The 13,464-nt window shown below is 66.8% G+C and carries 14 protein-coding genes and 3 tRNA genes; 13 read left to right on the top strand and 4 right to left on the bottom strand.

Translation table 11 applies throughout. From position 1 onward, the window contains the following. The first annotated feature begins 67 nt into the window (after window positions 1-67). The 11 genes from recJ (at window position 68) to GSQ87_RS08545 (ending at window position 8,514) form a co-directional block, all read left to right on the top strand. Window positions 68-1,870: a single-stranded-DNA-specific exonuclease RecJ gene (gene recJ, locus GSQ87_RS08595; protein ID WP_158915076.1), complete on the top strand. Its 1,803-nt coding sequence runs from the start codon at window positions 68-70 to the stop codon at window positions 1,868-1,870. Window positions 1,871-1,934: 64 nt separating this feature from the next. Continuing rightward, window positions 1,935-2,009: transfer RNA gene (locus GSQ87_RS08590), tRNA-Glu, on the top strand. 386 nt (window positions 2,010-2,395) lie between these two features. Continuing rightward, window positions 2,396-3,025 (top strand): cold-shock protein, encoded by a 630-nt coding sequence (locus GSQ87_RS08585; RefSeq protein WP_158915075.1) that lies wholly within the window; start codon window positions 2,396-2,398, stop codon window positions 3,023-3,025. A 107-nt stretch (window positions 3,026-3,132) separates the two neighbouring features. Beyond that, complete coding sequence (locus tag GSQ87_RS08580; RefSeq protein ID WP_158915074.1) at window positions 3,133-3,921, top strand: glutaminyl-peptide cyclotransferase; 789 nt, start codon at window positions 3,133-3,135, stop codon at window positions 3,919-3,921. 54 nt (window positions 3,922-3,975) lie between these two features. Further along, window positions 3,976-4,052, top strand: a tRNA-Pro gene (locus GSQ87_RS08575). 37 nt (window positions 4,053-4,089) lie between these two features. Then, window positions 4,090-4,395 (top strand): ETC complex I subunit, encoded by a 306-nt coding sequence (locus GSQ87_RS08570; RefSeq protein ID WP_158915073.1) that lies wholly within the window; start codon window positions 4,090-4,092, stop codon window positions 4,393-4,395. A 12-nt stretch (window positions 4,396-4,407) separates the two neighbouring features. Further along, a tRNA-Arg gene (locus GSQ87_RS08565) sits at window positions 4,408-4,484 on the top strand. A gap of 162 nt (window positions 4,485-4,646) precedes the next feature. Then, window positions 4,647-5,291: an isoprenylcysteine carboxylmethyltransferase family protein gene (locus tag GSQ87_RS08560; protein WP_158915072.1), complete on the top strand. Its 645-nt coding sequence runs from the start codon at window positions 4,647-4,649 to the stop codon at window positions 5,289-5,291. Window positions 5,292-5,382: 91 nt separating this feature from the next. Next, window positions 5,383-7,053: a M28 family metallopeptidase gene (locus GSQ87_RS08555; protein WP_158915071.1), complete on the top strand. Its 1,671-nt coding sequence runs from the start codon at window positions 5,383-5,385 to the stop codon at window positions 7,051-7,053. A gap of 17 nt (window positions 7,054-7,070) precedes the next feature. Next, window positions 7,071-7,691: a TIGR02466 family protein gene (locus GSQ87_RS08550; protein ID WP_158915070.1), complete on the top strand. Its 621-nt coding sequence runs from the start codon at window positions 7,071-7,073 to the stop codon at window positions 7,689-7,691. A gap of 22 nt (window positions 7,692-7,713) precedes the next feature. Next, window positions 7,714-8,514: an RNA methyltransferase gene (locus GSQ87_RS08545; protein WP_158915069.1), complete on the top strand. Its 801-nt coding sequence runs from the start codon at window positions 7,714-7,716 to the stop codon at window positions 8,512-8,514. Here the strand turns inward: GSQ87_RS08545 and GSQ87_RS08540 are convergent. Beyond that, window positions 8,511-9,281 carry a pseudouridine synthase gene (locus GSQ87_RS08540; protein ID WP_158915068.1) on the bottom strand — a complete coding sequence of 257 codons (771 nt, stop codon included), beginning with the start codon at window positions 9,279-9,281 and terminating at the stop codon, window positions 8,511-8,513. The two genes, GSQ87_RS08545 and GSQ87_RS08540, sit on opposite strands and share 4 nt — an antisense overlap. Before the next feature lie 163 nt (window positions 9,282-9,444). Between GSQ87_RS08540 and GSQ87_RS08535 the strand changes: the two genes are divergently transcribed. Further along, the gene (locus GSQ87_RS08535; RefSeq protein ID WP_158915067.1) at window positions 9,445-10,134 is read left to right on the top strand and encodes a response regulator transcription factor; all 690 of its coding nucleotides are present in this window, start codon (window positions 9,445-9,447) and stop codon (window positions 10,132-10,134) included. After that, entirely contained in the window at window positions 10,131-11,489 is a 1,359-nt protein-coding gene (locus GSQ87_RS08530) for a HAMP domain-containing sensor histidine kinase (RefSeq protein WP_158915066.1), read from the top strand. The genes GSQ87_RS08535 and GSQ87_RS08530 overlap by 4 nt, the downstream gene beginning before the upstream one ends. Window positions 11,490-11,575: 86 nt before the next feature. Here GSQ87_RS08530 and GSQ87_RS08525 read toward each other — a convergent pair whose 3' ends face one another. The 3 genes from GSQ87_RS08525 to GSQ87_RS08520 all read right to left on the bottom strand — a co-directional run bounded on the left by GSQ87_RS08525 (window position 11,576) and on the right by GSQ87_RS08520 (window position 13,341). Beyond that, on the bottom strand, window positions 11,576-12,331 hold the full coding sequence (locus tag GSQ87_RS08525) for a hypothetical protein (protein ID WP_158915065.1): 756 nt from the start codon (window positions 12,329-12,331) through the stop codon (window positions 11,576-11,578). Between the two features lie 212 nt (window positions 12,332-12,543). Then, window positions 12,544-12,669 carry a hypothetical protein gene (locus GSQ87_RS22935; protein WP_256375879.1) on the bottom strand — a complete coding sequence of 42 codons (126 nt, stop codon included), beginning with the start codon at window positions 12,667-12,669 and terminating at the stop codon, window positions 12,544-12,546. Window positions 12,670-12,747: 78 nt separating this feature from the next. After that, complete coding sequence (locus GSQ87_RS08520; RefSeq protein ID WP_158915064.1) at window positions 12,748-13,341, bottom strand: sigma-70 family RNA polymerase sigma factor; 594 nt, start codon at window positions 13,339-13,341, stop codon at window positions 12,748-12,750. Between the last annotated feature and the right edge of the window lie 123 nt (window positions 13,342-13,464).

Genomic DNA, 13,464 nt, shown 5'->3' with positions numbered 1-13,464 from the left:
TTTTCGCCGTGCGTATCGCAGGGCGCAGACTTGACCCATCGCCTCGTCCATCAAGGAAAGTGGCCGCGTGGCTGACGGCTCCGGCGCTATAGCCTTCCTCGGGGTCGAGCGGTCCCTGACCGGACGCGCTTGGCGCGAGCGGCCGGCGGACCTGCGGATCGTGCGCGCGCACCAGCAGAAGCTCGGCCTCGGCGAATACCTGGCCCGCGCCCTGGCCTCTCGCGGCGTGGCGGAGGTGGACGGCGAAAGCTATCTGACGCCGACGCTGAAGGGACTGTTTCCCGACCCGTCGACCTTCGCCGACATGGACAAGGCGGCCGAGATCCTGATCGACGCCATCGCGAGGGGACGGCCGTGCGCGGTCTTCGCCGATTACGACGTCGATGGGGCGACCAGCTCGGCCCTGTTGGTGCGCTATTTCCGGGCGCTTGGTTGCGAGCTGCCGATCTATGTGCCCGACCGCTTGGTCGAGGGCTATGGCCCGAGCCCCATCGCCTTCCGCCGCCTGAAGGACCAGGGCGCCGAGCTGGTGGTCACGGTGGACTGCGGGGCTGCCGCCCACGACGCGCTGACGGCCGCCGCCCAGATTGGCCTGGATGTGGTGGTGATCGACCATCACCTGATGCGCGGGACGCCGCCGCCCGCCGCCGCCCTGGTCAACCCGAACCGGCCTGACTGCGGCTCCGGCCAGGGCAATCTGGCGGCGGCAGGGGTCACCTTCGTCCTACTGGCGGCGCTGAACCGCCGCGCTCGCGCCGTCGGCCTGTTCGAGACGCACGAGGAACCCGACATACGTAAATGGCTGGACCTCGCCGCGCTCGGCGCCATCTGCGACGTCACCGCCCTGGTGGGCTTCAACCGCGCCCTGGCCTCGCAAGGGCTGAAGGTGATGTCGGCCTGGGGCAATCCGGGCCTTAAGGCCCTGCTGGAGGTCGCGGGCGGCAAAGGGCCTGCGGGCGTGTTCCATGCCGGCTTCGTGCTTGGACCGCGCATCAACGCCGGCGGTCGCGTCGGGCGTTCGGACCTGGGCGCCCGGCTGCTCTCCACCGACGATCCGGTGTTGGCGCGCGAGCTGGCGCAGGAACTCGACGCGCTGAACGTGACCCGCAAGCAGGTCGAGCAGGACACGCTGGAAGAAGCCGTCCGCTGGATCGAACAACGTTCAAACCTCGACCCCGACGCGCCGGTGCTGGTGGTGGCGGGGCTGGGGTGGCACCCGGGCGTGGTCGGCATCGTCGCCAGCCGCCTGCGCGAGCGTTATCGCAAGCCCGTCGTGGTCATCGGCCTGGACGAGGCGGCCAACATCGGCAAGGGCTCCGGCCGTTCGCAGCTGGGCGTGAACCTGGGCGCAGCGATCCAGTCGGCCTTCGATGCGGGACTGCTGCTGGCGGGCGGCGGCCACGCCATGGCGGCGGGGCTGACCATCCGGCCGGACGTGATCCCGGAGTTTCGCGCCTTCCTGTCGGAGCAGTTGGCGGTGGAGAGCGCCGCGGCCTTCGCCGCCGACGCCTTGGATATCGACGCCCTGGTCTCGCCGAGCGGGGCCGACCGCGCGCTGTGGACCGAGTTCCAGCGGCTCACGCCGTTCGGGCCGGGCAATCCGGAGCCGATGTTCGCCATGGCCTCCGTGCGGGTGGAGCGTGCGATGGCGGTGAAGGGCGGCCATGTGCGTTGCACGCTGATCGATTCGAACGGGACCAAGCTTCGGGCAGTGGCGTGGCGTTCGGGCGACACCGACCTGGGTCGGCGCCTGTTGGCCGGCGACGGCGCGCTGCACGTGGCCGGTCGATTGAAGCCCGACGACTGGTCCGGCCGGGAGGGCGTCGAGCTTGAAATCGAGGACGCCGCCGATCCGCGGCGTTTAGCGTAAAAAACCTCGATCAGACCGCTTGCGCGGCGCGACGCAGACGGGCTATAGGGCTCCTCCCGTTCGTGGTCCCTTCGTCTATCGGTTAGGACACCAGATTTTCATTCTGGGAAGAGGGGTTCGACTCCCCTAGGGACTACCACGGGATATGCTTGCAATAGATACCGGCGAGGCCTCCGGCCTCCGGGAAGCGCAAGCTCTCTATCCCCTTCGCCAATGCGATTGCGATCCCTTCCAGAAACGATGTCTGCACGTGCGTCGTGCCGACTCAGGAGGCGCAATGCCCGGCTCGGCGCCAAGCCGAATCCGCGGCTAAGGCCGCGGGGGCGGGTCAGAACATTCTCAGCCCGCGGGATGCAAAAGGCCTGCTGAGCGGCGGTAGGGGCGATCCTGTCCTTCGGCCCCGCGACCTATTCGCGCTGTAGGGTGAATCTGCGCGCAAACCCCCTTTCGTCGGAATTTTCTTTCCGTGATATATTTTCGTCGGGGTGTCCGCAGAGAAAAATTTACGCGGACGAGAGGGGCGTCATGTCGGGGTTCGATTTCGAGTCGGTCGGTCCGCCTGATGAGGCGGTGCGGATTTCTGGGCGGGTCAAGTGGTTCGACGCCGGCAAGGGTTACGGCTTCATCGTGCCCGACGATCCCAACCAGACCGATCTGAAGGACGTCCTGCTCCACGTCACCAGTCTGCGTCAGACGGGACGCGAGCACGCGCTGGAAGGGTCGATCGTCGTATGCGACGCGGTGCGCCGGCCCAAGGGTTGGCAGGTCTGCCAGATCGTCGAGCTGGACGAGTCCACAGCGGCGCCGACGCCCCCGAAGCCTGAACGCGCCCGCGATCGCGACGATTTCAGCGGCGCCCGGCGTCCGCGCATGGATGGTCAGCGGGATTACGAAGGGACGGACGAAGGTTGCAGCCCCCGGACAGCCCTGTCGCCTGCGGGCCCGCCGGAACGCGCCCGGGTGAAATGGTTCAATCGCACCAAGGGCTATGGTTTCGTGGTGCGCGAAGGCTCCCCCGGCGACATCTTCGTCCACATCGAGACCTTGAGACGTTGCGGGATCGAGGATCTCCAACCCGGCGACGACGTCATGGTGCGCTTCGCCGAAGGGCCCAAGGGCCTGGTGGTCGCCGAACTGGAGTGTTCAAGCCTCTAGGACTTCGCCATCGATGCACGGTTTGGCGCAAGCGGGGCCGTGAGCGCTTCAAACCGGGGCGTTCAGGCCCTACACCTGTGTGCACGCATCGGAGATGGTTCACGCACATGAGGTTTCGGACGTTTTGGGCCGCCGTCGCCGCCCTGCTGCTGACAGGGTCCGTCCTTTCCCATTCGGCCGTCGCCGAAGTCCCCGTCTACGGTTTCCGCATCGTACACGCCTATCCGCATGACACTGGCGCCTTCACCGAGGGTCTGTTCTACCAGGGTGGCGAGCTCTACGAGAGCACGGGCCTGGAGGGGAAGTCGACCATCCGCCGGGTGGAGCTGGAGACGGGGCGGGTGCTGCAGGAGCGTCAGATTCCCGCCCAATATTTCGGCGAGGGGATCGTCGCCTGGAAGGATCGGCTGATCGAGCTGACGTGGCAATCCCAGATCGGCTTCGTCTACGATCTCAAGACCTTCGAGCCGCGCTCCAGCTTCCACTATCCCGGCGAAGGTTGGGCGCTTACCCGCGACGATCATCGTCTGATCATGAGCGACGGTACGTCGGACATCCGCTTCCTCGACCCCGACACCCTGGCCGAAACCGGGCGCATCCATGTGACCGACGAAGGCCGGCCCGTGCGGAACCTGAACGAGCTGGAGTGGGTGAAGGGCGAAATCTACGCCAACATCTGGCAGACCAACCGCATCGCGCGCATCGATCCGCAGACAGGCGTGGTGCTGGGCTGGATCGACCTGAACGGCCTGCTCAAGCCCGAAGACGTCCATGGCGAGGTCGACGTGCTGAACGGCATCGCCTACGACGCGGCGCACGATCGGCTGCTGGTCACCGGCAAGCTGTGGCCAAAGCTGTTCGAGATCAGGCTGGTTCGCCATCGGCCTCGCGAATAGACGCGGCCCGTTGCGGTGCGCGGCCCTGCGTGGCAAAGGTCTGCAACGTAACGTCGGGGCGTAGCGCAGCCTGGTAGCGCGGCTGTTTTGGGTGCAGCAGGTCGCAGGTTCGAATCCTGTCGCCCCGACCAACGACGATGAACCGGTACGAGGCCACAGGTCAGCTCCATGCTCGCTCGCATCTTCCGCCCCTCCAAGACGGCCATGCAGTCGGGCAAGGCGCGAACCAAGGATTGGGTGCTGGAATTCGAACGGGCCTCGGCGCGCCGTCCCGATCCATTGATGGGCTGGAGCTCGTCGAGCGACATGAACGCCCAGGTGCGGATCACCTTCGAGACCTCCGACGAGGCGGTGGCCTACGCCAAGGCCCACGGGATCGACTTCCAGCTGGTCCCCGAGCAGCGCCGCAGCCACATCATCAAGGCCTATGCCGACAACTTCGCCTTCCAGCGCCGCGAGCCCTGGACCCACTGAGGCTTACCCTTCGCGCCCTTAGCTCAACCGGATAGAGCACTCGCCTTCTAAGCGAGCGGTTGCAGGTTCGAGTCCTGCAGGGCGCGCCAAGCCGTCCCGCCACCGAGGTGTTGCGTGCAAACGTCGCGCATGTCCGGCGAGGGAATGTGGGCCGTCGGCGACCGGCCTTAACGGCTCATAAGCCGCTATCTGCGACTTTGATCCTCCACGCCCATGCTTGGCGTCGTGGGATGATAGGTCGAGGCTTGTAGATGGCCGAACTGGCTCTGAGACATTCGGCGCGGCCTACGGTGGTGGCGTGCCTCGACGTGGCCGAACGGGTGATCCTCATGGTCCTGTTCGCGCGGATGGCCATCATCAACTATGTCCCCATCACCCACGACGGGCAGTGGTTCAACGCCCTGGTGGTGTTCTCCGAAGGCCTGTGCGCCATGCTGGTGATGATCCGGCGCAAGTCGGACTCCGTGTCCGTCATCCCGTTGGATTGGCTGCTGGCCTTCTGCGCCACCGCGGGGCCGCTGCTGGTGCAGCCGGGCGGCGGTGCGCCCCTGGTTCCGCCGCTGGTCGGTATCGTGCTGCTGTTTGGGGGGACCGGAACTCAGCTCGCCGCCAAGCTGATCCTGCGCCGCAGCTTCGGCCTGGTGCCGGCCAATCGGGGCGTGAAGATCGAAGGGCCTTATCGCCTGGTGCGTCATCCCATGTATCTGGGCTACGTCATGGTGCACATCGGCTTCCTGCTGATGGCGCCCAACCTGTTGAATCTGGGCATCTACCTCGCCAGCTTCACGGTCCAGATCTTCCGCCTGCTGGCCGAGGAGCGGCTGCTGATGCAAGACCCGGCCTATGTCGCCTTCGCCCAGCGCGTGCGTTACCGGCTGCTGCCAGGCGTTTTCTAGGCAAGCCGCGCGACCTGGCTCTTGTCGATGGACTGACGCGCGCCTAAGGCGAACGCAACAGTCCGTTTAAGGACAGAGCCCAGGAACCGCCATGAAGACCGCCTTGCTCGCAGCGTCAGCCCTCGTCGGCATCCTCGGCGCCGCCTCCGTCGTCCAGGCGCAGGCCTTGCCGGTAACGCCGATCCAGCCCGCCAAGCTGTCCGAGCATATCCGGGTGCTGAGTTCGGACGCGTTCGAGGGGCGTGGGCCGGCCACGGCGGGCGAGACCAAGTCCATCGACTACATCTCCAAGCAGTTCGCCGCCGCCGGCGTGCAGCCGGGCGGCCCGCACGGCAGCTGGTTCCAGGACGTGCCGCTGGCCCGGTTCGAGGTGAAGGGGCCGGTCAAGCTGGCCCTGACGGCCGGCGGCAAGACCCAGGCGCTGACCCAGGGCGACCAAGCCGTGGTCCAGACCCTGCTGCCGGTGAACCAGGTCGCCATCCATAACGCGCCGCTGGTGTTCGTCGGCTATGGCGTCAAGGCCAAGGAGTGCGGCTGGGACGACTTCAAGGGCGTGGACTTGCACGGCAAGATCGCCGTGGTGCTGATCAACGACCCGGACTTCGAGAATCCCAAAGTCACCACCGGCCCTGGCTGCTTCGGCGGCAAGGCCATGACCTATTATGGACGCTGGACCTACAAGTACGAGGAAGCCGCGCGCCAGGGCGCGCTCGGCATGCTGATCGTGCACGAGACCGCGCCGGCCGCCTACGGCTGGGCCACGGTGCGTAACTCCAACGGCAACGCCCAGTTCGACATCGTGCGCGCCGACCCCACCAAGTCCCACGCCCTGTTGCAGGGCTGGATCCAGCGGGACGTGACAGTGGACCTGTTCCGCAAGTCCGGCCTGGACTTCGAGGCCGCCAAGCGCGCCGCCCAGAGCAAGGACTTCTACCCTGTGCTGCTGAAAGGCGCGAGCTTCTCCGCCGACTACGCCGTCGATCACAGCAAGATCGTCAGCCACAACGTGATCGCGCGTATGGCCGGCAAGACCCACCCTAACGAGACGGTGATCTACAGCGCCCACTGGGACCACCTGGGCGTCGGTGCGCCGGACGCCAAGGGCGACCGCATCTACAACGGCGCGGTGGACAACGGCACGGGGATCGCCGCCCTGCTGGAGCTAGCGCGGGTCTACGCCCATGCGCCACGCACCGACCGCTCGATCCTGTTCCTGGCGGTGACGGCCGAGGAGAAGGGCCTGTTGGGTTCGGAATATTACGCCACCCACCCGGTCTATCCGCTGGCGACCACGGTTGCAGACCTGAACATGGATGCGCTGCATCCCGACGGGCCGGCCCGCGACATCTCCATATCGGGTGGTGGCAAGGTCGATCTGGAAGAACGTCTGGCCGCCGCCGCCAAGGCCGAGGGACGTTCCTTCAGCCCGGACCAAGAGCCGGAGAAGGGCCACTTCTATCGCTCCGACCACTTCTCGTTCGCCAAGGTCGGCGTGCCGGCGATCTCGATCGAGTCGGGCATGGACCTGTACGTCGGCGGCAAGGCCAAAGGCGTGCCGCTGGAGGCCGAGTACGTTGCGCATAAATATCATCAGCCCGCCGACGAATGGAGCCCCAACTGGGACCTGCGCGGCGCGGCGATCGATGTCGGCCTCGTCTACAAGCTCGGCCGTCAGCTGGCCGATTCCCGCGTCTGGCCGCAGTGGAAGCCGGCCGCCGAGTTCAAGGGTGCGCGCGACGCCACCGCTTCCGCTCGCCAATAGGCAGGGGCGATAGGGGGATGACGCTGCGGACGCTGTTCCCGACGCGGATCTACGAGGCTAGCCTGGCGGAGGAGAGGGGCTTCTCCGCCTTCAACGCCGAGCTGGAGGAGGCGTGCCTGATGCTGGCGGCGGAGGATCGGGCCGGACGCGCCTGGTGCAAGGCAAATGGCTATGGCGGCTACACCTCCTACGCTTCGCTGGACGACCTGCCGCAGCGGGCCAGCGTGTTCGGCGACCTGAAGCGCAAACTCGACCGGCATGTGGGTGCCTATGCCGACGCCCTGGGCTTCGATCTCGGCGGGCGGCGGCTGAAGCTCGACAGCCTGTGGGTCAACGTTCTGAAGCCGGGTTCGGCCCACAGTGGTCACGTCCATCCCCATAGCGTGGTGTCGGGTACGGTCTATGTCCGCACCCCGCCCGGCTCCAGCGCGCTGAAGTTCGAGGACCCGCGCCTACCGATGATGATGGCAGCGCCGCCGCGACTGCCGGATGTTGGGGATGAGGCGAAGAGCTTCGTCTACCTGGCGCCCGCGGCGGGGACGCTCCTGTTGTGGGAGAGCTGGCTGCGTCACGAGGTGCCCGCCAACGCCGCCAAGCAGGAGCGGATCAGCATCAGCTTCAACTTCGGCTGGCGGTGAGCGGGCAGGGCGGACGCGCCCGATGACGCCGATCCACATCGACGACCCTGCCGATCCGCGCATCGAACTCTACCGCGACCTGCGCGAGCGGGACGTCGCCCGGCTCGGCCACGCCTTCGTCGCCGAAGGGGAGGTGGTGCTGGAGAAGTTGGTCGCGTCAGGTCGCCACCCGATCCTGTCGGTGTTGCTGACGAAACGGCGGGTGGCCCATGTGCAGTCCCTGCTCGACCGGCTTCCCACATCGACGCCGGTCTATGTCTGCGCCCAACCGGTGATGGATGCGATCTCGGGGTTCGCCCTGCATCGAGGCGTGCTGGCGCTCGGACAGCTTCCGACGCTCGATCCGGTGGAAGTCCTGCTGGCGGGCCTTGGCCCCGACGCGCTCGTGGTCTGCCTGATGGGGGTGAGCAACCACGACAATATCGGCGGCATCTTCCGCAACGCCGCCGCCTTCGGCGCGGACGCGGTGCTGCTGGACGGAGCCTGTTGCGACCCGCTGTATCGCAAGGCGATCCGGGTCTCGGTCGGGGCGGTGCTGACGACCCCCTATGCGCGCCTAACATCGGGAGAAGATCCGGTCACGCTGTTGAATCGGTTCAGTTTCGAGTCCCTGGCCCTCAGCCCCGCCGGTGAGGTCGAGCTGCATCAGGTCCGGCGCGCTGGCCGCACCGCCGTACTGTTCGGCGCCGAGGGGCCGGGACTGTCGGACGACGTGCTCGCACGATGCCGCACCGTGCGCCTGGCCATGGCCGACGGCTTCGATTCGCTCAACGTGGCCACGACGAGCGGGATCGTGCTGCATCACCTGGCGACGGCAGGTTAGGCGCCTCCCGGCCGCAGCAGCGCGGCCCGCTCATCCGCCGTCAATGGCCGCCACCGGCCCTCGGGCAGATCGCCGAGTTCCAATGGTCCGATGCGGATACGGAGCAGGTCGACCACATTCAGCCCGACCAATTCGCACATGCGCCGGATTTGCCGATTGCGGCCCTCCTTCAGCACGAAGCGCAGCCGCTGGTCGGAGATCCGCGAGACCTTGGCCGGCCTGAGCGTGCGCCCGTCCAGCTGTAGCCCATGACGCAGTAGGCCTAGCTTCCGCTCGTCGATCTGGCCCGCGACCTGGACCAGGTATTCCTTCTCCAGGTCCGATTCCGGCCCGATGATCGCCTTGGCCAGCACTCCGTCCTCCGACAGGATCAGCAGCCCGCGCGAGTCCATGTCCAGCCGGCCCATCGGGGCGAATCGGGTGCGCACATCTGGAATGGGCGAGGGCGGCCCGAACAACGCCGCCTTGGTCAGCAGACGCGCGGCGGGCACCTGGGCGCCCTCGGGCTGGGCCGAGACGATCCCGACCGGCTTGTGCACCACCACGCTGAGCTGGGTGTCTAAATGGGCCTGGGCGCTGTCGTTCAGCACCAGGGTCTGGCCCGCCTGGATCTTGCGACCGGGGTCGGCGACCGTCTCGCCGTCGATCTGCACCAGGCCCCGGGCGATCAACGCCTCGGCCTCGCGCCGGGAGCATACGCCGCTCTGGGCCAGCCAGCGGTTGACCCGCTGGGGCTCGGCTTCGGCGTACAGGCGGGTCCAGGCCATGCGTAAAACGTTTCCCGTAGACGGATCACCTGTCTAGGCTGGGCCGGGACCATTGCTCAAGCCTGGGCGTTCACCCTGGCGACAGGGAGCCCGGACTACGGCTTCCAGGCCGGCGCATGGAGCGGCGGGCGGTGCGGATCGTTTGGTCTGCATCGGGAAAGGAATGAACTTGAGCGGACGCGTTCTGGTCGTCGAGGACGACATCGATGTCGCCGACTATGTGACCAAGGGACTGCGCGAGGTGGGCTACACCGTCGAGCATGTCGCCGACGGCCGCGACGGTCTGTATCTGGCCTCGTCCTCCACCTTCGACGGGGTGATCATGGACCGGATGCTGCCGGGCATGGACGGCCTGTCGGTGATCAAGGCGCTGCGGGCCGCAGGTGTGGAAACTCCCATCCTGATCCTGTCGGCCCTGGGCCAGCTCGACGAGCGGGTGATCGGCCTGCGCGCGGGCGGCGACGATTACCTGACCAAGCCGTTCGGCTTCTCCGAGCTGCACGCGCGGCTGGAGAACCTGACCCGACGGCGCACCGGCAAGTCGATCGAGACTGTGCTGCGCTGTGGCGACCTGGAGATGGACCTGCTGGCGCGCAAGGCGACGCGGGCGGGTAAGTCGCTCGATCTTTTACCCAGGGAATTCAAGCTACTGGAATACTTTCTTCGCAACAAAGATCGGGTGGTGACGCGCACCATGCTGCTGGAACAGGTCTGGGATTACCGCTTCGATCCCCATACCAGCATCATCGACACCCACATCAGCCGCCTGCGTAAGAAGCTTGACGAGACCTTCGACAGGCCGCTTCTCCATACCCTGCGTGGGGTCGGCTACAGGTTGTCGGAGACGTCATGACCAAGGGCGGGCTCCGCCGTCTCGCACCTTCGAGCTTCCTGCTGTTCGTGGTCCTGCTGGCGGTGGCCGCCAGCGCTGCGGCCTTGGTCGTGGTCTATCGCACCGGCGGGCGGATCATCTACGAGCGCGAGCGGGCCGAGGCCCTGGCCGAACAGGACCAGTTGGAAGAGGTCGACCAGGAGCAGGGGCTCGCCAACACCGTCAGCGTGGTGGCGCGCAGCGTGCGCTTCGCCACCAGCGGCGAGCACTACGGCCTGTTCAGCAACACCGGCCAGGCGTTGGCCGGCGACATCACCACCTTCGACCCGGTCTTCCGCAACGCCGACTGGAAGATCGTGCGCCTGACGATCGGCCAGCGGCAGGAACGCCTGCATGTGGTCGGCAGCACCATGACCGACGGGGCGGTGCTGGTGGTGGCGCGCAGCCTGACCAACATGCGCCGGTTCGAACGCTCGATCTTCTACGGCTTCGTCGCCGCAACCGCCATCGTGGCGGCGGCCGGGTTGTCGGCAGGCCTGCTGATGAATTTCCTGATCCTGCAGCGGGTGGAGGCGATCGCCAACACCGCCGAGCGCATCGCCAACGGCGACCTGTCGGCCCGCACGGCGGTTTCGGACAACCGCGATCCCTTCGGCCGGGTGGGTTCCTCGCTGAACGCCATGTTGGAGCGGATCGAGGAACTGTTGACCGGTATGCGCACGGTGACCGACAGCCTAGCCCATGATCTGCGCTCGCCGCTGACCCGCGCCAAGGGCGCCTTGTCGCGCGCGGTGCACGAAGGCGCGACCCAGACCGAGCGCCTGGACGCCATTGATGCGGCCCACCGCGAGGTGGAGCACGTGCTGGCCACCCTGTCGGCCATGCTGGACATCGCCCGCGCCGAGACCGGCCTATCGCGCGAGATGATGCAACGGATCGACGTCGGCGCCCTGGTGGCCGAACTGGCCGACTTCTTCACTCCGGTGATCGAGGACGCGGGCCAGCGCCTGATCATCGACACCCCGGCCTACCCCGTGATCACCCGCGTGCACGAACCCTTGTTGCGACAGGCGGTCGGCAACCTGCTGCACAACGCCTCCCAATATGCAGGCGAGGGGGTGTCGGTGCGCGTCTCGGTCGAGGAGGACCTGACCGTGGTGCGGGTGGTGGTGGCCGACACCGGCGCCGGAGTGCCGGAGGATCAGCGCGGGCGCGTTCAGGAGCGGTTCGTCCGGCTCGATCCCGCGCGAAGCGCCGGCGGCTCCGGGCTGGGGCTGGCCATCGTCGCGGCCTGCGCCAAGCTGCATCGCGGTACGCTCAAGCTGGAGGATAACCGTCCCGGATTGCGGGCGGTGTTGGAAATCCAGCGGAGCTGACGTTTCCGTCCCCCGACCTGTCATCCCGGATAAGCGTTGGCGCGCTTTCCGGGATGACAGATAGAGGTGCGGATTAGGGCGGCCGCCTAATGCTGGTGATCGCCCCGCTTGGCTTGCTGTTCCAGCGCCTTGCCCTCGCGCTTGGCGTCGTCGGTCTGGCTGCCTGTGCCGCCATCCGCTATGTCGGCTAGGGCCCGATTAGCCCCATGCACGCCGGTCGTCGCCAAATCGGGCGACGCGGTTTGAGCGCCCCCACGATTGGCCCGCCAGCCTTCGAAGTCCTGGCTGAAGGCGGTGTGGCGATCGTTGCGCCAGCCGCTGTAGTCCTCGTCGTAGCGTCTGGCCTGCTCCGCGCGCCAATGGGCGTAGTCGCGGTCGTGGGTGTCGAGCTGGGCGTCGCGCCAACGGCGATAGCTGTGGTCGTGATGCGGGCTGCCCGCCTCGGAGCCGTAGGTCGGCTGGCCATAACCCTCGGGGCCGAACCGGCTGCCGCCCTGGCTGTAGTTCGAGCCCTGGGTCATGGGGCCATATCCGCCCTGGCCCCATTGGGAGTTTAGCCCGGACTGGCCGAAGCCGCCCACATTGGCCCCGCCATAACCGCCCTCGGGTCGATCCGACGAGCCCTGGGTCATCTGGCCATAGGAGGAATAACCGCCGTCGCCATAGCCATCTCCGGTTCCAGCACCCCGACTCCGATCACCTGCGGGATCGCCCCGATGGCGTTCCTCCGCGCGGAACGAGCGTTGCTGTTCCCGGTAGCGGTCTTGCGGTTGATCGCGCCAATCCTCGTTGCGCCGCGCCGCGCGTTCCTGTTCGCTTCGATAGAAATCCCGATCCGACATGCTCTAGCTCCTTCTTTGGCTGGAAGCCTTTGTTCAACCTGCCGTCAGGGGACGATGTTCCAGTGGGGGAACGGCCTTCGGGGACGCGACGCCACCCATGCGCCGGTAAACCGCTGAAAATCCAAGGCTGGACGGATAAGCGTCAGATTGGTAACAAACTTGAGGAACTAAGATTCTCGGGGACGGCGGGAGTCCGAACTTAGCTGATGTTGTCATTTCAGCAGATTGGCGTTGAGGCCAGGGCGGTCGCCGATACCGCCGACGAGCCGTTTGGCGATCGCCTCAAATGCTATTTCGACACCCTCACCGCCGGTCCCTGTTCGGATCGGCTTGCGCAATTGACCGAGGCCCTCGAATTGGCCCTGGAGCGCGGGGAGTTACAGAGTCCCGCTCGGCCACTGAGAAGCTGATCCATATCAGGGATCTGCGGGTGGACCCCAGTCGCTGGTTCCGGCGTCTTCGGCGTCCATGATCTTCAACAGCTTGGCGCGGGCCCGGTTCACCCGGCTCTTGATCGTGCCCAGGGCGCAGCCGCAGATTTCGGCCGCCTCCTCGTAGGTCAATCCCGCCGCCCCGACCAGCACCAGGGCTTCACGATGCTCATGGGGGAGCCGTTGCAACGCCGCCTGAAGCGAGCGTATGGCGACGCTCCAGTCCTGGGTCGGCGGCGCGCTGAGGGTGGCGGCGTGTTTGCCGTCCTCATCGGGCACCTCGCGGCGCTTCTTCGACAGGCTGGTGTAGTAGGTGTTGCGCAGGATCGTGAACAGCCAGGCCCGCAGATTGGTGCCGGGCTCGAACTTGTCGCGGTTGGACCAGGCCTTGATCAGCGTCTCCTGCACCAGGTCGTCGGCGTCGGCGCTGTTGTGGCTAAGCGACCAGGCGAAGGCGCGAAGAGGGGGCACCAGGGCCACTACATCGTCGCGCCAGGCTTCCTCGTCGGAGCTTCCACGCCGGGACCTGTCAGGGTCGGCGCCGGGCGTGGCGACGTTGCAGGCGTATGGCTCCGTCATGCCAACTCAACCGGACATGTCCCCTTACTAGGACAGCGAAGAAACGTATCCTCCCTATATCCGTTCCTCCTTCCGGGCCCCACATTCGGCCCAGGGGCGGACCAGCCAGCGTCGGGAGCCAAC

This window comes from Caulobacter sp. S45, assembly GCF_009765965.1.
Taxonomy (GTDB): domain Bacteria; phylum Pseudomonadota; class Alphaproteobacteria; order Caulobacterales; family Caulobacteraceae; genus CAHJWH01.
Note: the sequence above shows the minus strand (reverse complement) of the source record. Positions and strands in the feature narration are given on the sequence as shown.

Coding starts and splice junctions, on each gene's coding strand:
- GSQ87_RS08585 (WP_158915075.1), top strand. CDS start 2,396: ATGTCGGGGTTCGATTTCGAGTCGGTCGGTCCGCCTGATGAGGCGGTG.
- GSQ87_RS08580 (WP_158915074.1), top strand. CDS start 3,133: ATGAGGTTTCGGACGTTTTGGGCCGCCGTCGCCGCCCTGCTGCTGACA.
- GSQ87_RS08570 (WP_158915073.1), top strand. CDS start 4,090: ATGCTCGCTCGCATCTTCCGCCCCTCCAAGACGGCCATGCAGTCGGGC.
- GSQ87_RS08560 (WP_158915072.1), top strand. CDS start 4,647: ATGGCCGAACTGGCTCTGAGACATTCGGCGCGGCCTACGGTGGTGGCG.
- GSQ87_RS08555 (WP_158915071.1), top strand. CDS start 5,383: ATGAAGACCGCCTTGCTCGCAGCGTCAGCCCTCGTCGGCATCCTCGGC.
- GSQ87_RS08550 (WP_158915070.1), top strand. CDS start 7,071: ATGACGCTGCGGACGCTGTTCCCGACGCGGATCTACGAGGCTAGCCTG.
- GSQ87_RS08545 (WP_158915069.1), top strand. CDS start 7,714: ATGACGCCGATCCACATCGACGACCCTGCCGATCCGCGCATCGAACTC.
- GSQ87_RS08540 (WP_158915068.1), bottom strand. CDS start 9,281: ATGGCCTGGACCCGCCTGTACGCCGAAGCCGAGCCCCAGCGGGTCAAC.
- GSQ87_RS08535 (WP_158915067.1), top strand. CDS start 9,445: ATGAACTTGAGCGGACGCGTTCTGGTCGTCGAGGACGACATCGATGTC.
- GSQ87_RS08530 (WP_158915066.1), top strand. CDS start 10,131: ATGACCAAGGGCGGGCTCCGCCGTCTCGCACCTTCGAGCTTCCTGCTG.
- GSQ87_RS08525 (WP_158915065.1), bottom strand. CDS start 12,331: ATGTCGGATCGGGATTTCTATCGAAGCGAACAGGAACGCGCGGCGCGG.
- GSQ87_RS08520 (WP_158915064.1), bottom strand. CDS start 13,341: ATGACGGAGCCATACGCCTGCAACGTCGCCACGCCCGGCGCCGACCCT.